The organism is Pseudomonas sp. TWP3-1 (assembly GCF_049896625.1).
GTDB lineage: Bacteria > Pseudomonadota > Gammaproteobacteria > Pseudomonadales > Pseudomonadaceae > Aquipseudomonas.
In genome coordinates this window covers 582946-602843 of the sequence record NZ_JAFCUQ010000001.1, presented here as the reverse complement: position 1 = coordinate 602843, position 19898 = coordinate 582946, and the positions used below count along the sequence as shown (strand labels likewise).

21 protein-coding genes are annotated in these 19898 nt (G+C 56.0%); 7 read left to right on the top strand and 14 right to left on the bottom strand.

What is annotated here, in order from left to right; genetic code table 11:
- The 7 genes from glcE to ACP7BN_RS02825 all read right to left on the bottom strand — a co-directional run bounded on the left by glcE (window position 1) and on the right by ACP7BN_RS02825 (window position 8453).
- Window positions 1-1065: a glycolate oxidase subunit GlcE gene (glcE, locus tag ACP7BN_RS02855; protein WP_426201451.1), complete on the bottom strand. Its 1065-nt coding sequence runs from the start codon at window positions 1063-1065 to the stop codon at window positions 1-3.
- On the bottom strand, window positions 1065-2564 hold the full coding sequence (glcD, locus tag ACP7BN_RS02850) for a glycolate oxidase subunit GlcD (protein ID WP_426201588.1): 1500 nt from the start codon (window positions 2562-2564) through the stop codon (window positions 1065-1067). The genes glcE and glcD overlap by 1 nt, the downstream gene beginning before the upstream one ends.
- A gap of 167 nt (window positions 2565-2731) precedes the next feature.
- A complete protein-coding gene (locus ACP7BN_RS02845) occupies window positions 2732-3556 on the bottom strand; it encodes a suppressor of fused domain protein (protein ID WP_426201449.1) in 825 nt (274 codons plus the stop codon).
- Between the two features lie 137 nt (window positions 3557-3693).
- A complete protein-coding gene (gene proP / locus ACP7BN_RS02840; RefSeq protein WP_420651417.1) occupies window positions 3694-5196 on the bottom strand; it encodes a glycine betaine/L-proline transporter ProP in 1503 nt (500 codons plus the stop codon).
- A gap of 182 nt (window positions 5197-5378) precedes the next feature.
- Window positions 5379-6761, bottom strand: coding sequence for an LLM class flavin-dependent oxidoreductase (locus ACP7BN_RS02835; RefSeq protein ID WP_426201446.1), 1383 nt, complete (start codon window positions 6759-6761; stop codon window positions 5379-5381).
- Window positions 6762-6789: 28 nt separating this feature from the next.
- The gene (locus tag ACP7BN_RS02830) at window positions 6790-7635 is read right to left on the bottom strand and encodes an amino acid ABC transporter permease (RefSeq protein WP_426201444.1); all 846 of its coding nucleotides are present in this window, start codon (window positions 7633-7635) and stop codon (window positions 6790-6792) included.
- Window positions 7632-8453, bottom strand: coding sequence for an ABC transporter substrate-binding protein (locus ACP7BN_RS02825; RefSeq protein ID WP_426201443.1), 822 nt, complete (start codon window positions 8451-8453; stop codon window positions 7632-7634). The genes ACP7BN_RS02830 and ACP7BN_RS02825 overlap by 4 nt, the downstream gene beginning before the upstream one ends.
- A gap of 234 nt (window positions 8454-8687) precedes the next feature.
- Between ACP7BN_RS02825 and ACP7BN_RS02820 the strand changes: the two genes are divergently transcribed.
- The gene (locus ACP7BN_RS02820) at window positions 8688-8951 is read left to right on the top strand and encodes a hypothetical protein (protein WP_426201441.1); all 264 of its coding nucleotides are present in this window, start codon (window positions 8688-8690) and stop codon (window positions 8949-8951) included.
- Between the two features lie 212 nt (window positions 8952-9163).
- Here the strand turns inward: ACP7BN_RS02820 and ACP7BN_RS02815 are convergent, their stop codons facing one another.
- Window positions 9164-9613 (bottom strand): NUDIX hydrolase, encoded by a 450-nt coding sequence (locus ACP7BN_RS02815; RefSeq protein WP_426201439.1) that lies wholly within the window; start codon window positions 9611-9613, stop codon window positions 9164-9166.
- 241 nt (window positions 9614-9854) lie between these two features.
- Here ACP7BN_RS02815 and ACP7BN_RS02810 point away from each other — a divergent pair, with 241 nt between their 5' ends.
- A complete protein-coding gene (locus tag ACP7BN_RS02810) occupies window positions 9855-10070 on the top strand; it encodes a hypothetical protein (RefSeq protein WP_207866938.1) in 216 nt (71 codons plus the stop codon).
- Window positions 10071-10346: 276 nt separating this feature from the next.
- Complete coding sequence (locus tag ACP7BN_RS02805; RefSeq protein WP_426201437.1) at window positions 10347-10895, top strand: hypothetical protein; 549 nt, start codon at window positions 10347-10349, stop codon at window positions 10893-10895.
- 39 nt (window positions 10896-10934) lie between these two features.
- On the opposite strand, the gene ACP7BN_RS02800 is transcribed toward ACP7BN_RS02805, so the two are convergent.
- Window positions 10935-11270 (bottom strand): helix-turn-helix transcriptional regulator, encoded by a 336-nt coding sequence (locus ACP7BN_RS02800; protein WP_426201435.1) that lies wholly within the window; start codon window positions 11268-11270, stop codon window positions 10935-10937.
- A 271-nt stretch (window positions 11271-11541) separates the two neighbouring features.
- On the opposite strand from ACP7BN_RS02800, the gene ACP7BN_RS02795 reads away from it, so the two are divergent.
- Complete coding sequence (locus ACP7BN_RS02795) at window positions 11542-11955, top strand: hypothetical protein (protein WP_426201433.1); 414 nt, start codon at window positions 11542-11544, stop codon at window positions 11953-11955.
- A 289-nt stretch (window positions 11956-12244) separates the two neighbouring features.
- The gene (locus ACP7BN_RS02790; RefSeq protein WP_426201431.1) at window positions 12245-12463 is read left to right on the top strand and encodes a hypothetical protein; all 219 of its coding nucleotides are present in this window, start codon (window positions 12245-12247) and stop codon (window positions 12461-12463) included.
- A 215-nt stretch (window positions 12464-12678) separates the two neighbouring features.
- Here ACP7BN_RS02790 and ACP7BN_RS02785 read toward each other — a convergent pair whose 3' ends face one another.
- From ACP7BN_RS02785 to ACP7BN_RS02765, 5 genes are all read right to left on the bottom strand, one after another.
- Complete coding sequence (locus ACP7BN_RS02785; protein WP_426201429.1) at window positions 12679-14097, bottom strand: hypothetical protein; 1419 nt, start codon at window positions 14095-14097, stop codon at window positions 12679-12681.
- Between the two features lie 275 nt (window positions 14098-14372).
- Window positions 14373-14765 carry a hypothetical protein gene (locus ACP7BN_RS02780; protein ID WP_426201427.1) on the bottom strand — a complete coding sequence of 131 codons (393 nt, stop codon included), beginning with the start codon at window positions 14763-14765 and terminating at the stop codon, window positions 14373-14375.
- Complete coding sequence (locus tag ACP7BN_RS02775; protein WP_426201425.1) at window positions 14746-15879, bottom strand: polymorphic toxin type 44 domain-containing protein; 1134 nt, start codon at window positions 15877-15879, stop codon at window positions 14746-14748. The genes ACP7BN_RS02780 and ACP7BN_RS02775 overlap by 20 nt, the downstream gene beginning before the upstream one ends.
- Window positions 15880-16104: 225 nt before the next feature.
- Window positions 16105-16467 (bottom strand): DUF6124 family protein, encoded by a 363-nt coding sequence (locus ACP7BN_RS02770; protein WP_426201423.1) that lies wholly within the window; start codon window positions 16465-16467, stop codon window positions 16105-16107.
- A 460-nt stretch (window positions 16468-16927) separates the two neighbouring features.
- Entirely contained in the window at window positions 16928-17725 is a 798-nt protein-coding gene (locus ACP7BN_RS02765; RefSeq protein ID WP_426201421.1) for a response regulator transcription factor, read from the bottom strand.
- Window positions 17726-17845: 120 nt separating this feature from the next.
- Between ACP7BN_RS02765 and ACP7BN_RS02760 the strand changes: the two genes are divergently transcribed.
- On the top strand, window positions 17846-18661 hold the full coding sequence (locus ACP7BN_RS02760) for a carbon-nitrogen hydrolase family protein (RefSeq protein WP_426201420.1): 816 nt from the start codon (window positions 17846-17848) through the stop codon (window positions 18659-18661).
- 93 nt (window positions 18662-18754) lie between these two features.
- Window positions 18755-19864 (top strand): polyamine ABC transporter substrate-binding protein, encoded by a 1110-nt coding sequence (locus tag ACP7BN_RS02755; RefSeq protein WP_426201418.1) that lies wholly within the window; start codon window positions 18755-18757, stop codon window positions 19862-19864.
- The last annotated feature ends 34 nt before the right edge of the window (window positions 19865-19898 follow it).

Genomic DNA, 19898 nt, shown 5'->3' with positions numbered 1-19898 from the left:
TCACAGCTCCGCGTACAGACGACCGGGATTGAAGATCCCGCGAGGGTCGAGTTGTCGCTTGAGGGTTTGATGATAGTGCAGCAGGGCCGGCGGCAGCGGCTGGAACGGACTGTCCACCAGGCCATAGCTGTAGCAGGTCGCATGTCCACCGACTTCGCCGACTACCTTGCGAATAAGCGCTGTATCAGCATCGGACTTGAGCCAGCGCTGTGCACCAGCCCAGTCGAGCAACTGCGCGCCGGGCAGATTCAGCAGCGGCGTATTGTTTGGCACCGACAAGCGCCACAGCGGCTGGATTTCATCGAAAAATGCCAGTCGATGCTCATTCAAATCCGCCCAATACGCGGCATCAAGCAACTCGCCGCCCAATCGATCATGCGCCGCCGCCACCGAACCCTCGCCACCCTCCAGACGCAGATGCAAACGCTCGCCATCGTGACAAGCCGCGCTGATCGGCAATGGCTGTTGCCCCCATTCGGCCAGTCGCAAAAGAGCGCGTTGGCTGTTCATCTCAAGACTGATGCTCAGGCACTTTCGCGGTTTCGGCAGCACCTTGAGCGAGACCTCGGTGATCACGCCAAGCGAGCCATAACTGCCGGCCATCAACCGCGACAGGTCGTAACCGGCGACGTTCTTCATTACCTCACCGCCGAAGCGCAAATGTTTGCCATGCCCGGTAATGACCCGCGTACCCAACACAAAGTCGCGCACCGAACCCGACCACGGGCGGCGCGGCCCCGACAAGCCACTGGCGATCATGCCGCCTACCGTGGCGCCGTCGGCGAAGGCGGGCGGTTCGCATGGGAGCATCTGATGTGCGGCGTCTAATATCTCAAGCAATTCATTCAGCGGTGTGCCACAGCGCACGGTGACCACCAGTTCAGTCGGGTCATAGCTGACGATGCCGCGATGACTGCGCGTATCAAGTATCTCGCCAGCAACGATGCGCCCAAGAAACGCCTTGCTGTTGCCGCCCTGAATGCGCAACGGCGTTGCGTTTTCCAGCGCCTGATTGACCTGATCGAGCAACGCCGCGCTGTCGTCGAAATCCTGCGCATTACCCATCAGAATCGCTCCAGCTCTGGGAACGGCAACTGCCCGCCATGCACGTGCATCGCGCCAAACTCGGCGCAGCGCTGCAGAGTTGGAATGTTCTTGCCCGGATTGAGCAGACCGCTCGGGTCGAACGCCGCTTTCACCGCATGAAACAGGGCCAATTCGTCGCTGTTGAACTGCGCGCACATTTGATTGATTTTCTCGCGCCCGACACCGTGCTCGCCGGTGATGCTGCCGCCGACTTTCACGCATAACTCAAGAATCTTGCCGCCCAATGCTTCGGCGCGATCCAGCTCGCCGGGCTGGTTGGCGTCGAACAGAATCAATGGGTGCATGTTGCCATCGCCCGCGTGGAAAACGTTGGCCACGCGCAGACCGTATTCAGCGGACAGCTGTTTGATCGCATGCAATACGCCCGGCAGTTCTCGGCGCGGAATCGTGCCGTCCATGCAGTAATAATCCGGCGATAGACGCCCGACGGCCGGGAAGGCATTTTTGCGCCCGGCCCAGAAGCGCACGCGCTCTGCCTCGTCGCGCGCCTGACGCACCTCGGTCGCTCCGGCTTGCTCGAGCACTTGGCGTACCCGGTCGCAGTCGTCGTGGACATCGGCTTCGACGCCATCCAGTTCACAGAGCAGAATCGCTTCGGCATCCACCGGATATCCGGCGTTGATGAAGTCTTCGGCGGCACGGATCGCCAGGTTATCCATCATCTCCAAACCACCGGGAATGATCCCCGCAGCGATGATCTCACCCACCGCGCGCCCGGCCTTTTCCACCGAATCGAATGATGCCAACAGCACCTTGGCGGTCTGTGGTTTGGGCAGCAGTTTGACGGTCACTTCGGTGATCACCCCGAGCATGCCTTCGGAACCGGTGAACAGCGCCAGCAAATCAAATCCCGGAGAATCCAGCGCTTCGGAACCGAGCGTGAGCTGCTCGCCATCGACCGTCAGAATGTCGACCTTGAGCAGGTTGTGCACCGTCAGACCGTACTTCAGACAATGCACGCCGCCAGCGTTTTCCGCGACATTACCGCCAATCGAACAGGCGATCTGCGACGAGGGATCCGGCGCGTAATACAGCCCGAACGGCGCGGCAGCCTGCGAGATCGCCAGATTGCGCACCCCCGGCTGAACCCGTGCGGTGCGCGCCGCCGGGTCAATCTGCAGAATATTGTTGAAGCGCGCCATCACCAGCAACACGCCTTTCTCCAACGGCAACGCACCGCCGGACAACCCCGTCCCCGCACCACGCGCCACCACCGGCACCTGCCGCTCATGGCATATCCGCAGAATGCCCTGAACCTCATCCAGATGCCGGGGCAACACCACCAGCAACGGCGTGGTGCGGTAGGCGGAGAGGCCATCGCACTCATATGGCTTGAGTTCTTCGCGATCGTGCAGCACTTGCAGATCCGGCCATTGGCTGTGCAGAGCCTGCAGCAGCGCGGCTTTGTCGACGTCCGGCAACACACCGTCGAGCTGTTCGTCGTAGAGAATGTTCATGATCGGTGCACGACCCTCCTTGTAGTTTTCAGAGGTGTGGATCGTTGGGCGGCTCAATGCAACATTGAGCCGTTGGTGCCGGTGAGTAAAGCTGAGGAGGGAGGAGGATGGGTCAACGTGCGAAAAAGAATGGTGCTTGTCACGCCGTCACTGAGTTCCGCACGGCATCAAACAACGCTGGCACGTTGCAGACTGCTCACATACCCGATGCCCGCAGCGTTCAAGCGGCTGACCAGATCCTCGCGTGCGGCGCGCCCACCCGAGCGCACGTAGGCAAGCTCCGCCGCCGTGATCAACACCACCGGCACCAACCTGACCGGCGATAAAGGCATGTCATCCAGGCGCGTCGGGAAATCGGGTTGCGGGCCGCCCAGCAGCACGCCGACACAATCGTCATCGGTGACGAAGAGGGCGGGCACTTGACCGTCAATATGGTGCGATTGGCTGAACCCCGGGACGTCGACGGAGAGCACTCCGTGCTGATCGAGACTGTGGGTGATACCGCCCGCGTTGGCCACGGTTTTGGCGAGGGTTTCCAACAGTTCGAAAGCCCAGCTGCGCTTGAATGGATCGACGTCACCTACGGCGCCCTTGGCATGTTCGGGGATATCGGCGGTTTCGATGAATAACTCCATCTCAAACCCATTGGACATATCGTCCGTACCATCGAACGGGTCTGACAAGCCTTCGGTGGCAAGAATGATTGAATCGCCACGGCGCACCACGCGGTAGGCCTGGCGGGTAGACGGCCAGTCAGGGCCACCGGAAAAGCTCGGGCTGATCATGTAGGACAGGACATCCTGCTCGACAGCCCCGACCGATCGCCAGTGCCGATCCAGGCATTCCGCGCCGGCCACGCGAGCTGCATCGTGCGCCGCTTCGATCTCGGACCAGTCAGGCAGATCATCCGGCACGTCAGGTTGTGTTACCGGAGGAGCCGATTGAACGACGGGTTTTTTCGCTGAGGAGAAAAGCTTTTTGAAGAAACTCATGTGCGGTCCTTGCGGGGTTTGGTTCGGGATCGAAAGCAGCCGTTCATGACTGGCCGCTTTCGCTCCTTGATTTACCCGGCACTAAACCACTTATTCAGCGTTCTGCGAAGCCCGCGAGAGCGCTGAAAGCGAGTTTTTTATTCAATCCGCGGATGCTGCTGCACGAGGTTCTCGCGCTTGGCTTCCAGCTCGGCAATCTGCGCATCAATGTCCTCAATCTTGTGCTCGATATTGTCGTGATGCTCTTGCAAGAGTTCCTTGGCTTCTTCAAGGTCGGAAGCTGCAGGTGCCGCGCCGCGTAGCGGTTTGTTCGCGGTTTCTTTCATGGTCAGGCCGGTAGCGAGGCCGACCACCGCAATCACCATCAGGTAATACGCCGGCATGTACAGATTCTGCGTGGTCTCCACCAGCCAGGCGACGAGGGCAGGGGTCAGGCCGGCGATTAGCACCGAAACGTTGAACGCACTGGCCAGCGCGCTGTAGCGAATGTGCGTGGGGAACATCGCCGGCAGGGTCGAGGCCATCACGCCGATGAAGAAGTTCAGCAGCACCGCCAGCATCAGCAGGCCGGAGAAGATCAGGCCGATCTTGCCGCTGTTGATCAGCGTGAACGCTGGAATCGCGAGGATGAACAGGCCAATGCTGCCGCACACGATGAAGGGTTTGCGCCCGATCTTGTCGCTGATGAAGCCGATCAGCGGCTGCACGAACAGCATGCCGACCATGATCGCGATGATGATCAGCACACCGCTATTTTCGCTGTAGTGCAGGTTGTGGGTCAGGTAGCTCGGCATGTAGGTGAGCAGCATGTAGTAGGTGACGTTGGTTGCCGCGACTACGCCGATGCACGTCACGAGGCTGCGCCAGTGCTTGGTTACAACCTCTTTGAACGAGACTTTCGGGCCGTGGGCCAGACCTTCACGGTCGCCTTGTTCAAGTTGTTCGACGTGCTGCTGGAACGCCGGGGTTTCTTCCAGCGCGTTACGCAAATACAGGCCAATCATGCCCAGCGGCAGGGCGAGGAAAAACGGCAGACGCCAGCCCCATTCTTCGAATTTCTGTTCACCGAGAATCGTCGAAATCAGCACCACCAGACCGGCGCCGAACACGAAGCCGGCAATCGAGCCGAAGTCCAGCCAACTGCCGAGGAAACCGCGTTTGCGATCCGGTGCGTATTCAGCGACGAAGATCGAAGCACCGGTGTATTCACCGCCGACCGAAAAGCCTTGGGCGACTTTTGCCAGCAACAACAGGATCGGCGCCCAAATGCCAATCGAGGCATATGAGGGAATCAAGCCAATCGCGAAAGTACTGAGCGACATGATGACGATGGTCGCGGCGAGGACTTTCTGTCGTCCGTACTTGTCGCCCAACGCGCCGAAAAACAACCCGCCCAACGGCCGAATCAGGAACGGCACCGAGAAGGTCGCCAACGCGGCAATCATCTGCACACTTGGATCGGCCCCGGGAAAGAACACCTTGCCGAGCACGTAGGCGACGAAGCCATAGACGCCGAAGTCGAACCATTCCATTGCGTTGCCGAGTGCGGCGGCGGTGATCGCCTTGCGCATCTTGACGTCGTCGACAATGGTGATGTCTTGCAACCCGATCGGGTTGACGCTGTTTTTAGCTGCTTTCATGCGAGTCCACTCTGATCCAATCAGTCTTGATGCAAACCGCCCTGAGCCCCGTGTGGCGCGGGCTGGACAGCTTGCCTTGGCCGTTGCCATCTATTTGATGGCACAGCTTGTTCCTGATCAGATACAACTGGACACGAAAAAATTCACCGCTTTCGGCGATTTTTTGCTAATCGCCGACGCGGTCACTGTGTACGGTCGAAACGGAACGACGCGCCGTAAGCCGAATCCGGCAAATGATTCGCGCCATCGCCACGCAATCTCGAGCGGAACGTCCCGCGTTGCGGCTCAGTGCGATACAAACCGCGCTTCTGCAATTCGGGGATGATCAGTTCGACAAAGTCTTCGAGGCTGCCGGGGCTGATCAGCGGGTTGAGCATGTAACCGCTGGTGCCGGAGATCCGCGCGTGTTCTTCGATGCGATCCGCCACTTGCTCGGGTGTGCCGACCAGAATCAGGTCGCTGCCGCGCGTGACGCTGGCGAAGCGCTGTTTGACGTCGCCGGCGGTCAGCGGTTTGCCGCTGCCATCGGCGCGCATCACGTAGGAGGTCAGGCCTTCGGTGTGGGTCGAGAGCGCTTCATTGTCGGCATAGCGGCTGATGTCGATGCCGGTATCGCCGGCGTAACTGACCAGTTGCGCTTGCAGGTGATAGTTGCTTTGCAACTCGTCGTATTTGCGCTGGGCTTCGATCTCGGTTTTGGCGGTGACGATGCGCAACACGGTCAGCGATTTGACGTCCTCGCGTTGCCGACCGAGCGCCTGCGCCTTGGCCCAGATGTCTTCCAGCCCCTGGCGAATTTCCTGCGGATTGGACTTGGCGATGAAGATCAGCTCTGCATGCTTGGCGGCGAACTCGCGACCACGTCCCGACCAACCGGCCTGAATCAACAACGGCGTACGCTGTGGCGACGGTGAAGTCAGGTGTGGCCCGGCCACCCGGTAATGCGCGCCTTCATGATTGATCGGCCGCACCCGATCGCCGCGTGCGTAGAGCTGGCGCGCCTTGTCGGCGACCACCGCGTCATCCGCCCAGCTGCCTTCCCAGAGTTTGTAGACCACGTCCATGAACTCTTCGGCGCGCTCGTAGCGGTCGTCGTGTTTGATCATCTGTTCTAGGCCGAAATTGCGTGCGGCGCTGGACAGGTAAGAGGTGACGATGTTCCAGCCGACCCGGCCGTTAGTCAGGTGATCGAGGGTGCTGAAGCGCCGCGCGTGAGTGAACGGATGCTCGTAACTGGTGGTGACGGTCACGCCGAACGCGAGGTTTTCCGTCACCGCAGCGAGGGCCGGGATGATCATCAACGGATCGTTGGCCGGCGCTTCCACCGCCCATTTCATCGCCGCATCGCCGTTGCCGCCAAACACGTCATAGAAGCCCAGCACATCGCCGAAAAACAGCATGTCGAGATGCGCCTGATCGGCAATCCGCGCCAGGTTCGACCAGTAGCCGAGCGAGTTGATGCTCAGGCGTTCGTCAGCCGGGTGAGTCCACAGGCTTGGCGCACCGCCGCAGCCGACGCTGGCCTGTTCATAGAGTGCAAACAGCAGAGGTTTTGGATCGGACATTATCGTTCCTGAAAATATCGTGAGCGGCTTAGCGCTGATGCTTGAAGCCCCGGCCGTAATGGCGTTCGAGGCGGTGCTGGATCAGTTCGAGACCGATGGACAGCAGCCAGTAAATCACGGCTGCGGTGGTGAGCATTTCGATGTAGCGATAGGACGAGCGACCGTACGACTGCGCGAGAAACATCACTTCCCAGACGCCCATCACCGAGATCAACGAAGAATCCTTGAGCATCGAAATGAACTGGCTGGTGGTCGGCGGCAGAATCGTGCGCATCGCTTGCGGCAGGATGATGTGGATGAACGTGGCTGCCGGTTTCAGACCCAACGCTGCGGCCGCCTCACGCTGCCCCGGTGCCACACCGAGGATGCCCGCGCGGAAAATCTCACTGAGATAGGCGCCATAATTCAGCGACAACGCGATGATCCCGGCGCTGATCGCCCCCGGCACCACACCGAGCTGCGGCAGACCCAGATAGATCAACAGGATCTGAATCAGCAACGGCGTGCCGCGAAAGAACGAGGCATAAAAACTCGCAATCCCAAACGCCACCGCACTGCTCGACAACCGCGCCAGCGCCGTGACAAACCCCAACAGCAAGGAAAACCAGATCGAGCAGAAGCACAGAAAAATAGTCAGCGCCGCGCCCTGCAAAAAACCGTTCGGCCCCAGATGCACACCGACCAGGTTTGGCAGCTTGTCGAGAATGATCGAAAACTTCAGATCGAAGCTCAGGAAAAACATCACGCACAAACCGAGCAGCGCCGCCCACGTCAGATACAGCCGCGTGCGGAAACCGAACCACTGACGTGGTTGCTGCGGCGCAGGTTCGGGGACGACCCGGGTTTTCGCCGGGTGAGGGTTAAGGGCTGTCATTGGCTGATATCGGAGCCGATCCACTTCTGTGAGATCTTGCTCAGCGTGCCGTCAGCCTTGAGTTGCGCGATGACCTCGCTGACCTTGGCGTTCCACTGCGGATCACCTTTCTCGACCGCCACCACGTTCGGTTCGGCATACAGCGGCTCGCCGGCAACCTTGAAACGCGAATCCTGCGCGATGCGCTCGCGGGCGGTGATCAGGTTGGTGACCATCGCGTCCAGACGCACGCCGCTGCCCAAAGCGAGATCCTGGAATGCCACGGTTTCGTTGTCATACGGCGCGATCTGCACGCTTTCAAATGGATAGCTGAGCGGCTTGTCCTCGGCGCCTTCGATCACCAGATCCTTGTTCAGATAAGCCTCGTAAGTCGATGCGCTGATCACCCCGACTTTCTTGCCCGACAAATCCTTGCCCGCAGCGATGGCCGTGTCCTTGGCATTCACCACGATCACCGCCGGCGACTGGTAATACTGCACCGGAAAATCAAACACCTCGGCGCGCGCCTTGCTCGGTGTCATCGAGCACACGCAGATGTCGTAACGACCATTCCAGTGCCCAGCGGCGATCACATCCCACGACGGCGTCTCAAGTCGCAACTTCACACCCAGCTTCTCGGCCACGGCTTTCGCGACGTCCACATCGAAACCGTCCAACTGGTTTTGCGCATTGAGGAAAGAGAAGGGCGGATAACTCTCCATCAACACACCGGTGAGCACACCTTTCTGCGTGACGCGGTCGAGGATCGGCCCGGCGAGTGCGGCGGAGCAAGTGGTGGCCAATGCCAGGCCCAGGGTTAGAAATGCCGTGGTCTTCAAGTGCGAATGCTCCAAACAGAAAAAATCCTGAATAGATTAAAACGCACTATAAAAACTGTTTGTACTTCGATTTTTGCATATGCTGCTTTGTTCGTGGCATATCGGCTTTGCGGGTGAGGGCGGGGCATCATTGACTGCGTCGATAACAGCCATTAACTCAATGAAGTTCTCATATCGGAGGCGCGGCGTAAGATCGGCTCCATACCCAACCACTGCAACCCGGAGCACACAACCATGAAACGCCAAACCATCGTAGGTATTGTTTTCTCGATCTTCGCACTGAATGCCTTTGCGGCTACTGAGACTGATCCGCTGTTTAGTGATGCTGTGGCAGCGGCTACGCAGACTGATCCGTTGTTTAGTGATGCGGTGGCGGCGGCTACTCAGACTGATCCGTTGTTTAGTGATGCGATTGCTGCTGATGGGTCGGATCGATTGAAAGGTAATGAGGTTGCCGCCGACGGTTCGGATCGTCTGATCGAACGCCGTGCGGTGTAAGTGCAGGGTTTTACCGTAGGCCTCGACGAGAGCCCGGCCTTAGTAGCCGGGCTTTTTTTATCTTTTGGTTTCTGATCAGGAACGGCCAGTGGAGCGTTCACAACCTGCGAGATAACTCCGGCCGGCGGCAAAATCAGTAAGCACCAGAGGCTGCTATCGGCCATAAGCGGTCGCTCGAAAGACGTCTAAGGACATCAAGTCGGAGTTTCGGATCACGTATTTCTGCTGTGCTCTTGAGCCAACACAAAACCTCGCGCTGTCAGCCTGGCAGTTAGGAACCTTAACGCTCGACGGAAGACCGGATGACAGTCGGCATACGGCAAATTATCGAGCGGAGCCCAAAAAAAGCTGAAGGTATGGCCATGGTCATCAAGCGTGAGATGAGTCCATTGCTCCGGCAAGGATACCTGGATGAGACACAGCTGAAATGACCATATCTGGTCGAGATGCCCGGCGTCCCAGCAGCCCATATCGCTGACAACCGAGACGTCCGTAATGCCTGATTCTTCGCTTAATTCGCGCAGAGCGGTCTCAGCTGGAGTTTCGCCTTTCTCGATTGTCCCTTTGACCAGTTGTACGCCTGCTATTGGATGGCGGAACAGAAGGATGTGTGCACCAGGAATGCTGGAGAGGATTACGGGGCAAGCCTTGTTCGGTGACATGCGATTTCCTTATCGACAACGAAGCACCCATCTTACGACCCTATCCTCTGCGTGAGTCGCCAGATATTCTGATGTCCGCTTCGGGTCGGAAGCTGTCGTTCGTGGATGACTGCTTTCGGCCCAGAGTATGTAAAAACTCCAAAAACAGCTCGGATGATTAAAAATCGCCCCAAAATGCGCATTGCCGCATCTGTCCGGCGTCAGTAGGATTCGGTCATCACTGACATAAATGGATGTGTATATGGAAAGCATGCCGAGAATGGAAATTGAGCGCGTTGCGTATCAAGAGTTTTTAACTCTTTGGGAACGCGGAGCGTTCGATAATCAGCGCTTAGGCCAAGCGTTCTATAACCATTTTCGGCTTCATCGTCTAAGCGACCAAACGCGCCTGTTCGGTCTCTATGAAACTGACGGAGACAAGGCCATGACCGCGATCTCCCGCCTGTTCCAAATCTGATAACTCCGACCCCGCGTTTCGCGAGAGCAGGGTCAGCCTTGGGTGAAAATTTGGTCGCCATCGACGGAAGTAAATTCAAAGCCGAAAAAATAAAAAAATGGGGACGGATTTATTTTTTAAAAAAATGGGGACGGATTTATTTTTTCGGAAAATAAATCCGTCCCCATTTTTCGAAATCAGCTCAGCTCCAAAAGCTGTTATCGGCCAAAAGCAGACCCTGGACACGTAGCTAATACGCCAAGAGCAGACATTGACGAAAATACAGGTCCCCATCGTATGCCGACATCCCATCTGAACCCGTTAAGAGAAATCATCAATCAATGCCAAACGTCCCAACCCCCGTCTCCCTGGGAGCTCGCCGGGGAGTACACCGTTGCCGGTTTGTATGATGTTGGCTTTGATCGTGACTCGGAGTTGTTACTTGTATCTTCCAGTTCAGGACTAGGTCTATTCGATTGTGAGACCGGAGAAAAAATTGCCCGAGACGCTTCTGATCGAGCACTCACAGACCGCTTCCTCGAATGCAAGGGCATCGGTGCGCTTGAAAACAAGACCATCCGCATGGCTGGCATTTATGGCGGCAGTCTACCCTCTACTACACCCGATGGTTGGTCGACTGAGACCGTGACTTTGAAATGGCCTGAGCATCACTTGCTATTGTTCAAGCCGGGTTCCTGGCTTCATGGTGCCGAATGCAATCTACCATCGAGCTTTCACAAACTGGCGATCGATTCCGAAGTGAGAGCATTCGGTTTTTCCTACTCAGGGCAGACATTGGTGATTGCGACCTCTGGAGATGTGGTGATTTACAGGCGTCACGGTTGAAGGGCGCGGCAAGGTTCCGTCACGATTGACTGAACGTCGTCAACTCGCCTTGCGATAGCGTATCGGACTGATGCCGGTCCAGGTGGTGAAGGCACGGACGAATGAGTTACCGTCCTGGAAACCCAAGAGAAAGGCGATTTCCCCAGACGACAAGGTCGAGTTGTTCAGATAATGCCGGGCCAGCTCGGCACGGGTGGCGCCAAGAATGCCCTGGAAGTTGGCTGCTTCGGCACTCAAAGCCCGCTGCAAACCCCGCTTGCTCATGGCCAGGTGACTGGCTACGGCCTCGATGGAACCCAGCCCGCTGGAAAAAATGGCAGATTCCAGTGCGTTACTCGACGAAAGCTCGGCCTTACCCGCCGGGCTTTTTTGCATTTGTCGTGAAGCACCCCGAATTGCCCCCTGAGAATTTGTTCAGCTCGGCGGAAACTTAATGTAGGAGAACCAGTCTGTATAGATAATGGCACGCTGCCACCGTCGCTATTAACTTTTATGTAAGGCGTTACAGTTTCTTCGGGCTGGATCAAGGAGTTACAGGCAGTCCATCTTTTATGTTTGTCCTGGTAATAAACTCTAAAGTATTCGGGCTTAATGGCTCGGCGTCCTAGTGTTTCCAATGATATGTCCTGCTCGTTCAAGGAGTGTTATGAAGCTCAAGTTTGCTTTGCTGGGTGCGATTTTGTGTGGGTCGCCGCTGTATCAAGCCTTTGCGGACAGTTGCTCTGCCAATATCTACGGTGGCTATGAATGTCGATACGATAACGGAACAACTTCTTCGAGCAGTGCGAACATCTACGGCGGACAAGAAACCCGCTACAGCGACGGCCGCACCTCGACCAGCAGCGCAAATATTTACGGCGGACAGGAAACCCGGTTTAGCGATGGCCGTACTTCTTCCAGTAGTTCGAATATTTATGGCGGGCAAAACACTACGTACAGCGATGGAAATTCATCGCAGAGCAGCGCCAATATTTACGGGGGGCAAGAAACCCGTTATCGCGACGGTCGCAGTTCTTCCAGTCGTGCCAATATTTATGGTGGGCAAGATACGCGGAACTGAATAACGGGTTGTGGTTGAGTTGGTGATTCCAAAAGGGGCGGATTACTTTGGGTGATCTGCCCTTTTTTACGGTCTTTTTTCGTCAGATTGTCCGCTGTGCTCTCACTGGGTACCAGGAATGATCAATTCGCGACAGCGGCCATTCGAGTGCGTGGAATTTCTGGCAGGTATGAAGTGGCCTCGTCAATTCGCGAAAGGGTGTCTGCCGGCCTTTCAAACTAGCTAAGCAAGTTAGCTATGTGATAGCTCGGCCTGAACTTCAGTCTTTAACCCTCAGCAAGCCAACCACATGACCTCACCATTTTCGGGCGATAAAAAAATGGGGACGGATTTATTTTTTCGGAAAATAAATCCGTCCCCATTTTTCATCATCGTGATCACCTTAAATCTTGTGCTGCGTGACAAGAATAGCCGTGATATTAGTTCTTCGTCAGTTGGAACTGAAAATTACTGTCCCTCGCTTAGTGGCTTGCTGGGTGTTCATGGCGTCAACGACCAGGCAGATTAAATGACAGCTTATTCGTGAACACATCTGACTTGCTGGTGGACTGTCCGCTTTTGGCCGATTGCTGCCGTTCATGGCCGACCGCCCTACCTGAACTTCAACAGCCAGATATCAAACCATCGTGGCTGATCTTAAGGAAAAGGTCGTTCAGAACCGCCTCGAGCTTTTCTAATGTGATGAAAAAGCACCGTCTGCTGCATACTGCGAGTGTTAAAAGCTCAAGCCCGATCCGCCTCTACTTCACTCAAAGAATCATTGCAGCTACTGACACTTAAAAAGTCGACATCTCCTGCCATTGGCAAGCCTTTAACTACAGACCATAGAACTATTCTTGCATCGGTGCCATTTAACCCTAAACCACCGACTTCATTGAGAACCCTTCTACAAAAGGCGTCTGCAGCAGCCTTCTTGGCCAAAGGATTCATAAAACTCAGCTGTGCCGATGTGTACCAATCCTGCTGAGAAATAAATGCTTTGATGCTTCCGAGTCCCTGGGGATCACTGGTCAGCTTATAGTTAAGCACTTGGCTAACATCAATTTCTTTATGAATCTTCTCCAGTGCGGCTCTCCTGGTTTTTGCACATCTGGGAAGGGTCGACGCACTACACACTCGCCAATCTGAAAATATAGAAGGTCGCGGATGATCGAAGGTGATAATCCAATTTCCCACGGGCGAAGGCGCCGAGTTCCAGTCAGTCGTATCATTCGGTATGTGGAAACTCACTTTCACACCCTGAGGCGCGTTATTGTTCCCCGCTCTCCAGAATCGAAGATCTCTGTCAGTCCAATGCTCCTCAGTGACACCGCTAGAAAAAAGACGAGATATAGCATCATCAATCGCTCTTGCTTTGTCTCTGGTTGCCTGTTCGGAGAGCCGCGTTATCACTGACGCTGACCCTGCAGAGGCGCGCGCCACTCCAAGTGCAACCTGAACAGCCGCTGCGGCACCTCTAGAGGAGTAGGATTGCGTACCGTTGACTGTAAGCTTAACGACGGGAACTGAAGCGCTACCATCTGCTTTTACCAGAAATAACGGGAAGTTAGCTTTAGAGTGGTGGATAACCCGGTTCCACTGTTCGCCATTCGAATCACTTACGTGGCCTACGGTTGCGAGCGGGATGGTTGATTCAAATCCCCCCACTGTGACACTTGCCGTCAAATTTATTGAAAAGTCGCGCCCGACCAGAAAGCGTGATAACCAACCTCTTTTTTCGTAGCCCATTACCGGCAACGAGTCACCGGCGTCGCCTGCGTCTCCGTGTCGATAAGCAGGTATATCGCTAAGAATCAATAATCTCGTGTAGGAGTCGGAAAAGTTTTCTCCGTCTGCCCCTTCATATCCCCAGTCGTCATCAAACCCACTCAGAGGTGTGAGATTTAGCGGTTTTCCCTTTGCTAGGGGTTCAGGTGTGATTGCAGGTGCAGGTGCAGGCGGGACTACCGCTACGTTCACCGTTTGCGCATTTGCGGAGTATTCAGGAATGAGATACCCGCGTCGTTCGGAAGTGCTAGTGCAGCCCGTCAAAAAAATCATAAATGCAAGGCAGAGAGAAATCTCAGACACTCTTGTCTTTATGGAATGTTCGTCATTTAAATAAAACTCATGTCGGCTATTCCCAGCGTGCTCCAACTCCATTGCAGAATCTCCAAAATAATCGTCTTTAGAGTTTTGCCGGGATCAGTTTTTCTACTATCGCTGATCTGAGCACAGAACTCGCCGTACGTACGATAGTAGAGTGCCATCACCCTCGCAAGTCGTCTCGGGCACGATCCTGGGGCTAAAAGTCAACCAGCGTTTACATACTGAATGTCCGCTTTTGGTCGAAAGCCGCCACTCACAGAGGCGGTTACAGTAAAAAGGAGGCTGATTTTATTTATCATATTCATCAGTCCCCTTTTTACTCGGATTTTTTATTTTGGCAGTGGCCCACATGCTTCAATAACGTCGCCATCAGTACGGCCATCGATAGCGCCATCTGCCCCGATATATACGTCAGTGTTGGGCCATTTCGGTTTGACCCGGATGCAGTGCGATTTCCCTCCGTTGTTCCAATCAAACTCCATAAAAAACTGACTGTTCGGGAAGATGTGGCCAGCCCCTCCAGTGGCTTCACCTGGGTAAATCTCGCCTTTCGAAATGCCATGCTGAACATTCAAAATGTACCCGAGTCGCCCCTGTCCCTTGTCAGAGAAGTGGAAGCTCACTTGTGGTGTGGCGACATACCAAAAGACGATGGGGGCGAGTAGTAGCGCCATCACCCAGCGCCAGAAATGCCGTTTCGGTTTATTTGCAGACGTGGTCACGTGTGCCGTCTCCCCAGCTTGAACGTGGTAGTGCTAATACTTCATCCATTAGCATCTTTGCTGTAATTCCGCCGTTTGGATGCTGCTCGTAAAGTTTGATGCCAATGCTGATTGATACCCGGTCACCTACGTCATCCCAGGCCCGCATTCCGTCAATGTCTGCTGAGCGGTGAGGCCCTTTTCGCTCGTCCCACTTTTGAACTTTCCGCAAGGAGTCCGAGGCAATTTGCTCAAGCCCGGCACCGTCCAGGAGAACGCTTTCAGAAAGCCCCCCAGCGCGGCCTACATAGCCATAGTGGATGTTCGACCAGATGTCGTAGAAGTAGTCCAGTTGACCTTGTTTCTGCCAAGGTCCGCCGAACTCTTCCCCAATCGGTCCCTTGTGATCCCATTTCCGACCTTGTGCAACCCGCTCAGTCCATAGGGCCATCGCAGCCGCAGCGTTACCGAGCTCCATCGCTTGGAAATTGGGCGGTGAGATGCGTGCGTACCAAGGTAGCTTTTGAAACTTTGCATTTTCCGCTACTGCGTCAAAGCTGGTTAGCTTCTTCATTTTTAGTACGGATGGGTGCGTGATGTTGCGGTTCATTTCACCGGCGATATAGGTGGCCACCTGTTCCATCAGGTCAGGGTCTTTGCACGTAGCGGGGACTTTTGGTTCAGTCTTTGCGTCTGGCTTGTTCGGAGCGGCTTTGGGATCTACCAGAGCGTTTGCAGCAACTGCTTTCTCTTTCAACTTTGGGTCAGCGAGCAGTGTGGCCATTTTCTCATCGTCCACAGTGCCATCCGGCCTGAAGACTCCTAGCATCATGAAGTTGACGATGGTCGCACCACCAGCGTCGCCCATGACAAAACCGCCGCCAACATCGCCTGATCCGGTGATGATCGTTCCGCCGTGACTGGTTGGGCTGGCCAGGTGGGCCATAGGACGCCCGTTCACTTGAATAGACGGGAATCCTGTGGTGATTACGGCTCCACAGCCACAGGTATCGCCAACCCGAGCAGATCCCATGAAGTTGATATTTACGTCACCACTGGCGGAAGCAATCGGGGTGGTGCCGTGACCGGGCATTGGGCAGACATGCTTGTCACCCAATCGAGCGGAGGGAGTCATTCGTCATCCTTGTCGTGCAGTAAAAAGCCTCCGATGGAGGCAAAAAAACCTTTTTTTAACGCTCCGGGAGATTATCCCAGCGGTTGGAGGCGAGTCTGTAGGAAAAGTTCGAGTGTGAGCGTCTGGTCTTCTGTTTTGGTCGAAAGCTGCCTCTCACAGAGGCAGCTTCGAGTGGCCGTTAGCATCTGAGGCGTTGCGCTATTAGCTAACCTCAGCAGCCAATCCTCAAACCTTCACCTCAACATTATCCAGCGCCTGATTCACCGCCAATTCCCCCAACATCACCACCTGCGCAATTCCCAGCGCAGTCTTGCGGTGGGCAGGATCAAGCACGGCAGCAAAGTTGTGGAGCATTTCGCCCGCCGACCCAAGTGATTCACTGGCATTAGCGAGCAGCGATTCGGTGTCGTACGCCGTGTTGGCGATGAACATCGGGTCGTGTTTGTGGTGGCTGCCCATGATGCGTTGCTTTGGGGTGAGGTAATGGTCGAGGGCGCGTTCGGCGGCTTCGTTGAGGGTTCTTGAATCTGGAAATTGGTAAGGGGAGACGGGATCGGTTTCTGGGGGATTCGGTGTTGGTTTGATCATGATGACGCTCCTTGTGTCGCGATTCGGAGCCATCAACCTCGCGCTACCAAACGGAGGGTGGTGGCCATACGCAGGTTGGTAGACCGGGACACAAGGAGACCGGCGCACTCGAAAGTGCCCTGTGCATGACCACCATAAAGCCGAGACGATAGAACGCCGCGATGATGTGTTGTGCACCTTGTGTATATCCCGGGCTACCAAACCCGATCACTGTTTCTCAGTGACCGGCCAACAATAGAACCCGCGCCCAAGACGCACAAGCCGGCGGATTCTGGCGTAGTCGTAGGCAATGGCGCAAGCCGCTGTAGCCTTTAGGGAGTAACGTTTAGTGTCCTTAAACGCCATCCGCAAACCCGATTAAACACCCACGCCAACTGGTCGCTTTCGATCAAATCTTCCAAGCATCATCCACGCATGCATCAATTCGCCGGAGACCGCCAGCATGTGCGAAACGACGGCCTCAGCTCTGCGCGTTCAGAAACAGTGAGAACATCTCGGACTGGGATTTGATGCCGAGTTTGCTGTACATGTGCTTGCGGTGGACTTTTACCGTTTCTGCGGAGATCGCGAGCTTGCGCGCGATTTCTTTGTTCGAGCAACCGCTGAGCATCAGTCGACCGACTTCCAGTTCGCGGGCAGAGAGCGGTGTGTCGAGTTGCTGGTCAGTGGAGCCCAGCCAGCTCTGCCAGCTTGGCGCAGGCGACGCGGTTTGTTCTGGTGACTCGCGCTCGAATGTCATGCGCTGGCGCATCAGCGCCGCAACCCAAGGCTGGATGAGTGTGAGTAAGGCATTTTGTTCTGGACTGAAGCGGCCTTCGCTTCCCAGCGACAGACTCAGGGTGCGTTGCGCGTCGAGCTGGACGTTGATATGCACTTCGTCCGCAACGACATTGAGGCGGAAGTAACGTTGGTAATAGTCGGTCTGTTCGAAACACTCTGGCGCCACGTCGGCTAGCCAGAACAAACCGTTGTGCGGCGTTTCCCGGTTGGCCAGGTAAAAGGGGTCGAGCAGGTACAGGCCTTTGAGGTAATCCTGAAACAGCGGATCTGGCCCGCCGTCCTTGCCTGGGCATTCGGCAAGTACCTGCGGGCGGCCGCTGCCGAAAACCAGCACGACCCAGCTGTCCACCGGAATGTGTCTATCGAGCAGACGCACCAACGTCAGCCAGAAATCAGGCCGGTCAAGCGCCTCGATAAGCCGGCCAATCGCCTGATGCCAAGCCATGTCGTGCAGTGTGATGTTCTCGTTTCTACCCATACGGGGTTACCCCATCGATGTGATTACTTTCCTTTTTGTGGCTCTCCATACTCCATCCAGCCCTGGCAAGTGCTGTTCAGGTTGGCGATCACGAGCCACTGACACCCGAAAGGATCACCGATGAAGATTGAACTCGTACAACTAAGCGGTCGCGATGGCGATACCGCTTATAACCTGCAGCGTACATTGCAGGCCATCGCTACCTGCGCGGCCGATACCGATTTGCTGGTTTTTCCAGAGACCCAGTTGATGGGGTTTGCCAGCGCGCAACAGCTCGTTGAAATCGCCGAACCCCTGAACGGCCCAAGCGTGCAGGCAGTGCAGCGCGCCGCACGCCAACGGAACGTGTCGGTGGTGGTTGGCATGGCTGAGAATGACGCCGGAATGTTCTATAACACCTCCTTGCTGGTGACCCCGGAAGGGATCGCCTTGAGTTATCGCAAGACTCACCTTTGGCCGTCGGAACGCGGCTTGTTTGAGCCGGGGGACCGCTATGCCACCGTGCTGTGGAAGGGCGTGCGTGTCGGCATCCTGATTTGCTACGACATTGAGCTTCCGGAAAGTGCCCGCGCCCTCGGCCAACTCGGCGCCGAACTGATTCTGGTCACTAACGGCAACATGGATCCCTACGGCCCTGTTCACCGCACCGCGATCATGGCTCGCGCTCAAGAAAATCAGGCATTCGCGGTGATGGTCAATCGCGTCGGCGACGGCGATGAAGGACTGGTTTTTGCTGGTGGGAGTGCGGCTATCGACCCTTTCGGACGCCCGTTATTCGAAGCTGGGCGTGCTGAATGTCGTCAGGTGGTAGAGCTGGATCTCGACCTGCTGCGAACTGCCCGCCGCGACTATGACTACCTGAGCGACCGCCGCTTGCTGCTGACTGGCGAGCAGGTTGAACACGTTGATGGCCGGCGTGAATTATTGATCCGCTGAAGCTGAAGTCGACCCTGCCACAACAAAAACCACAAACCCGCAGGAGCAGTGCTCGTGTCCCTGGACTCGGCGCTAACGCTCTGGAGTATCCCGATGAAATCTCCTCGTTACATGCAATTAGTCCTGGTCACGCTTTTAAGTGCAGGTCTGGCATGCGCCAAGGCCGAAGAGCCAGGCAAATCGAGCGTGCATATCTACAACTGGTATGACTACATCGCCCCGAACACGATGAAAGACTTCCAGAAAGAAGCGGGCATCAGTGCTGTTTACGATGTGTTCGATAACAGCGATGTCATGCAAAGCAAGCTGATGGCCGGCCGCAGCGGCTATGACGTAGTGGTTGCCAGTGGTGACCTGCTGCCGAACCTGATCAAAGCGGGCGTGTTGAAAAAACTCGATCGCTCGAAGCTTCCGAACTGGTCGCATCTGGACCCCGACATTCTTGCCAAGTTAGAGGGTAATGATCCCGACAACAGCTATGCAGCTCCATATCTGTGGGGGACTACCGGCATCGGCTATGACGCGGACAAGGTCAAAGCGATTCTCGGGCCGGATGCGCCAGTCAATTCCTGGGATCTGATTTTCAAGGAAGAGAATCTGGCCAAACTGAGTCAGTGCGGCGTTGCCATGCTGGATGCGCCGGGAGAAATCATTCCCATCGCGTTGCACTACCTCGGACTGCCTTACAACAGCCAGAACCCCGAGGATTACAAAAAGGCTCAGGCGCTGTTGCTCAAGCTGCGCCCGCATATCGTCTACTTCGATTCTTCCAAGTTCATCTCTGATCTGGCCAACGGCAACGTCTGTGTCGTGTTGGGCTGGGGCGGAGGTGTTGCCGATGCGCAAAAGGCGTCCGAACTGGCGGGAAACCATCGCAACCTTGTTTACAGTATTCCTCGCGAAGGCGCACCGGTGTGGGTGGAGAGCCTGGTGCAACTCAACGACGCACCCAATCCGGAGCAGGGTTTGGCCTTCATCAACTACATGCTGCGTCCGGAAGTCATCGCGCAGGCCTCCAATTACCTGAGCTATCCGAACGCCAACAAAGATGCGACCGCGCTTGTCGATCAGAAAATCCGCGACAACCCCGGGGTGTATCCGTCGAAGGAGGTGTTGGACACATTGTTTCCGCTCCAACCCCTCCCGCTGAAGATGGAGCGTGTGCGGACCCGCACCTGGAACACGGTCAAGACCGGCGCTTGATTGGTGGACTCGTGCCGAGCCACGACTCCTTTTA

Excerpts from the sequence above, each read along its gene's own strand:
- glcE (WP_426201451.1), bottom strand. The coding sequence starts at position 1,065 with ATGGGTAATGCGCAGGATTTCGACGACAGCGCGGCGTTGCTCGATCAG.
- glcD (WP_426201588.1), bottom strand. The coding sequence starts at position 2,564 with ATGAACATTCTCTACGACGAACAGCTCGACGGTGTGTTGCCGGACGTC.
- ACP7BN_RS02845 (WP_426201449.1), bottom strand. The coding sequence starts at position 3,556 with ATGAGTTTCTTCAAAAAGCTTTTCTCCTCAGCGAAAAAACCCGTCGTT.
- proP (WP_420651417.1), bottom strand. The coding sequence starts at position 5,196 with ATGAAAGCAGCTAAAAACAGCGTCAACCCGATCGGGTTGCAAGACATC.
- ACP7BN_RS02835 (WP_426201446.1), bottom strand. The coding sequence starts at position 6,761 with ATGTCCGATCCAAAACCTCTGCTGTTTGCACTCTATGAACAGGCCAGC.
- ACP7BN_RS02830 (WP_426201444.1), bottom strand. The coding sequence starts at position 7,635 with ATGACAGCCCTTAACCCTCACCCGGCGAAAACCCGGGTCGTCCCCGAA.
- ACP7BN_RS02820 (WP_426201441.1), top strand. The coding sequence starts at position 8,688 with ATGAAACGCCAAACCATCGTAGGTATTGTTTTCTCGATCTTCGCACTG.
- ACP7BN_RS02815 (WP_426201439.1), bottom strand. The coding sequence starts at position 9,613 with ATGTCACCGAACAAGGCTTGCCCCGTAATCCTCTCCAGCATTCCTGGT.
- ACP7BN_RS02810 (WP_207866938.1), top strand. The coding sequence starts at position 9,855 with ATGGAAAGCATGCCGAGAATGGAAATTGAGCGCGTTGCGTATCAAGAG.
- ACP7BN_RS02805 (WP_426201437.1), top strand. The coding sequence starts at position 10,347 with ATGCCGACATCCCATCTGAACCCGTTAAGAGAAATCATCAATCAATGC.
- ACP7BN_RS02800 (WP_426201435.1), bottom strand. The coding sequence starts at position 11,270 with ATGCAAAAAAGCCCGGCGGGTAAGGCCGAGCTTTCGTCGAGTAACGCA.
- ACP7BN_RS02795 (WP_426201433.1), top strand. The coding sequence starts at position 11,542 with ATGAAGCTCAAGTTTGCTTTGCTGGGTGCGATTTTGTGTGGGTCGCCG.
- ACP7BN_RS02790 (WP_426201431.1), top strand. The coding sequence starts at position 12,245 with ATGACCTCACCATTTTCGGGCGATAAAAAAATGGGGACGGATTTATTT.
- ACP7BN_RS02785 (WP_426201429.1), bottom strand. The coding sequence starts at position 14,097 with ATGGAGTTGGAGCACGCTGGGAATAGCCGACATGAGTTTTATTTAAAT.
- ACP7BN_RS02775 (WP_426201425.1), bottom strand. The coding sequence starts at position 15,879 with ATGACTCCCTCCGCTCGATTGGGTGACAAGCATGTCTGCCCAATGCCC.
- ACP7BN_RS02770 (WP_426201423.1), bottom strand. The coding sequence starts at position 16,467 with ATGATCAAACCAACACCGAATCCCCCAGAAACCGATCCCGTCTCCCCT.
- ACP7BN_RS02765 (WP_426201421.1), bottom strand. The coding sequence starts at position 17,725 with ATGGGTAGAAACGAGAACATCACACTGCACGACATGGCTTGGCATCAG.
- ACP7BN_RS02760 (WP_426201420.1), top strand. The coding sequence starts at position 17,846 with ATGAAGATTGAACTCGTACAACTAAGCGGTCGCGATGGCGATACCGCT.
- ACP7BN_RS02755 (WP_426201418.1), top strand. The coding sequence starts at position 18,755 with ATGAAATCTCCTCGTTACATGCAATTAGTCCTGGTCACGCTTTTAAGT.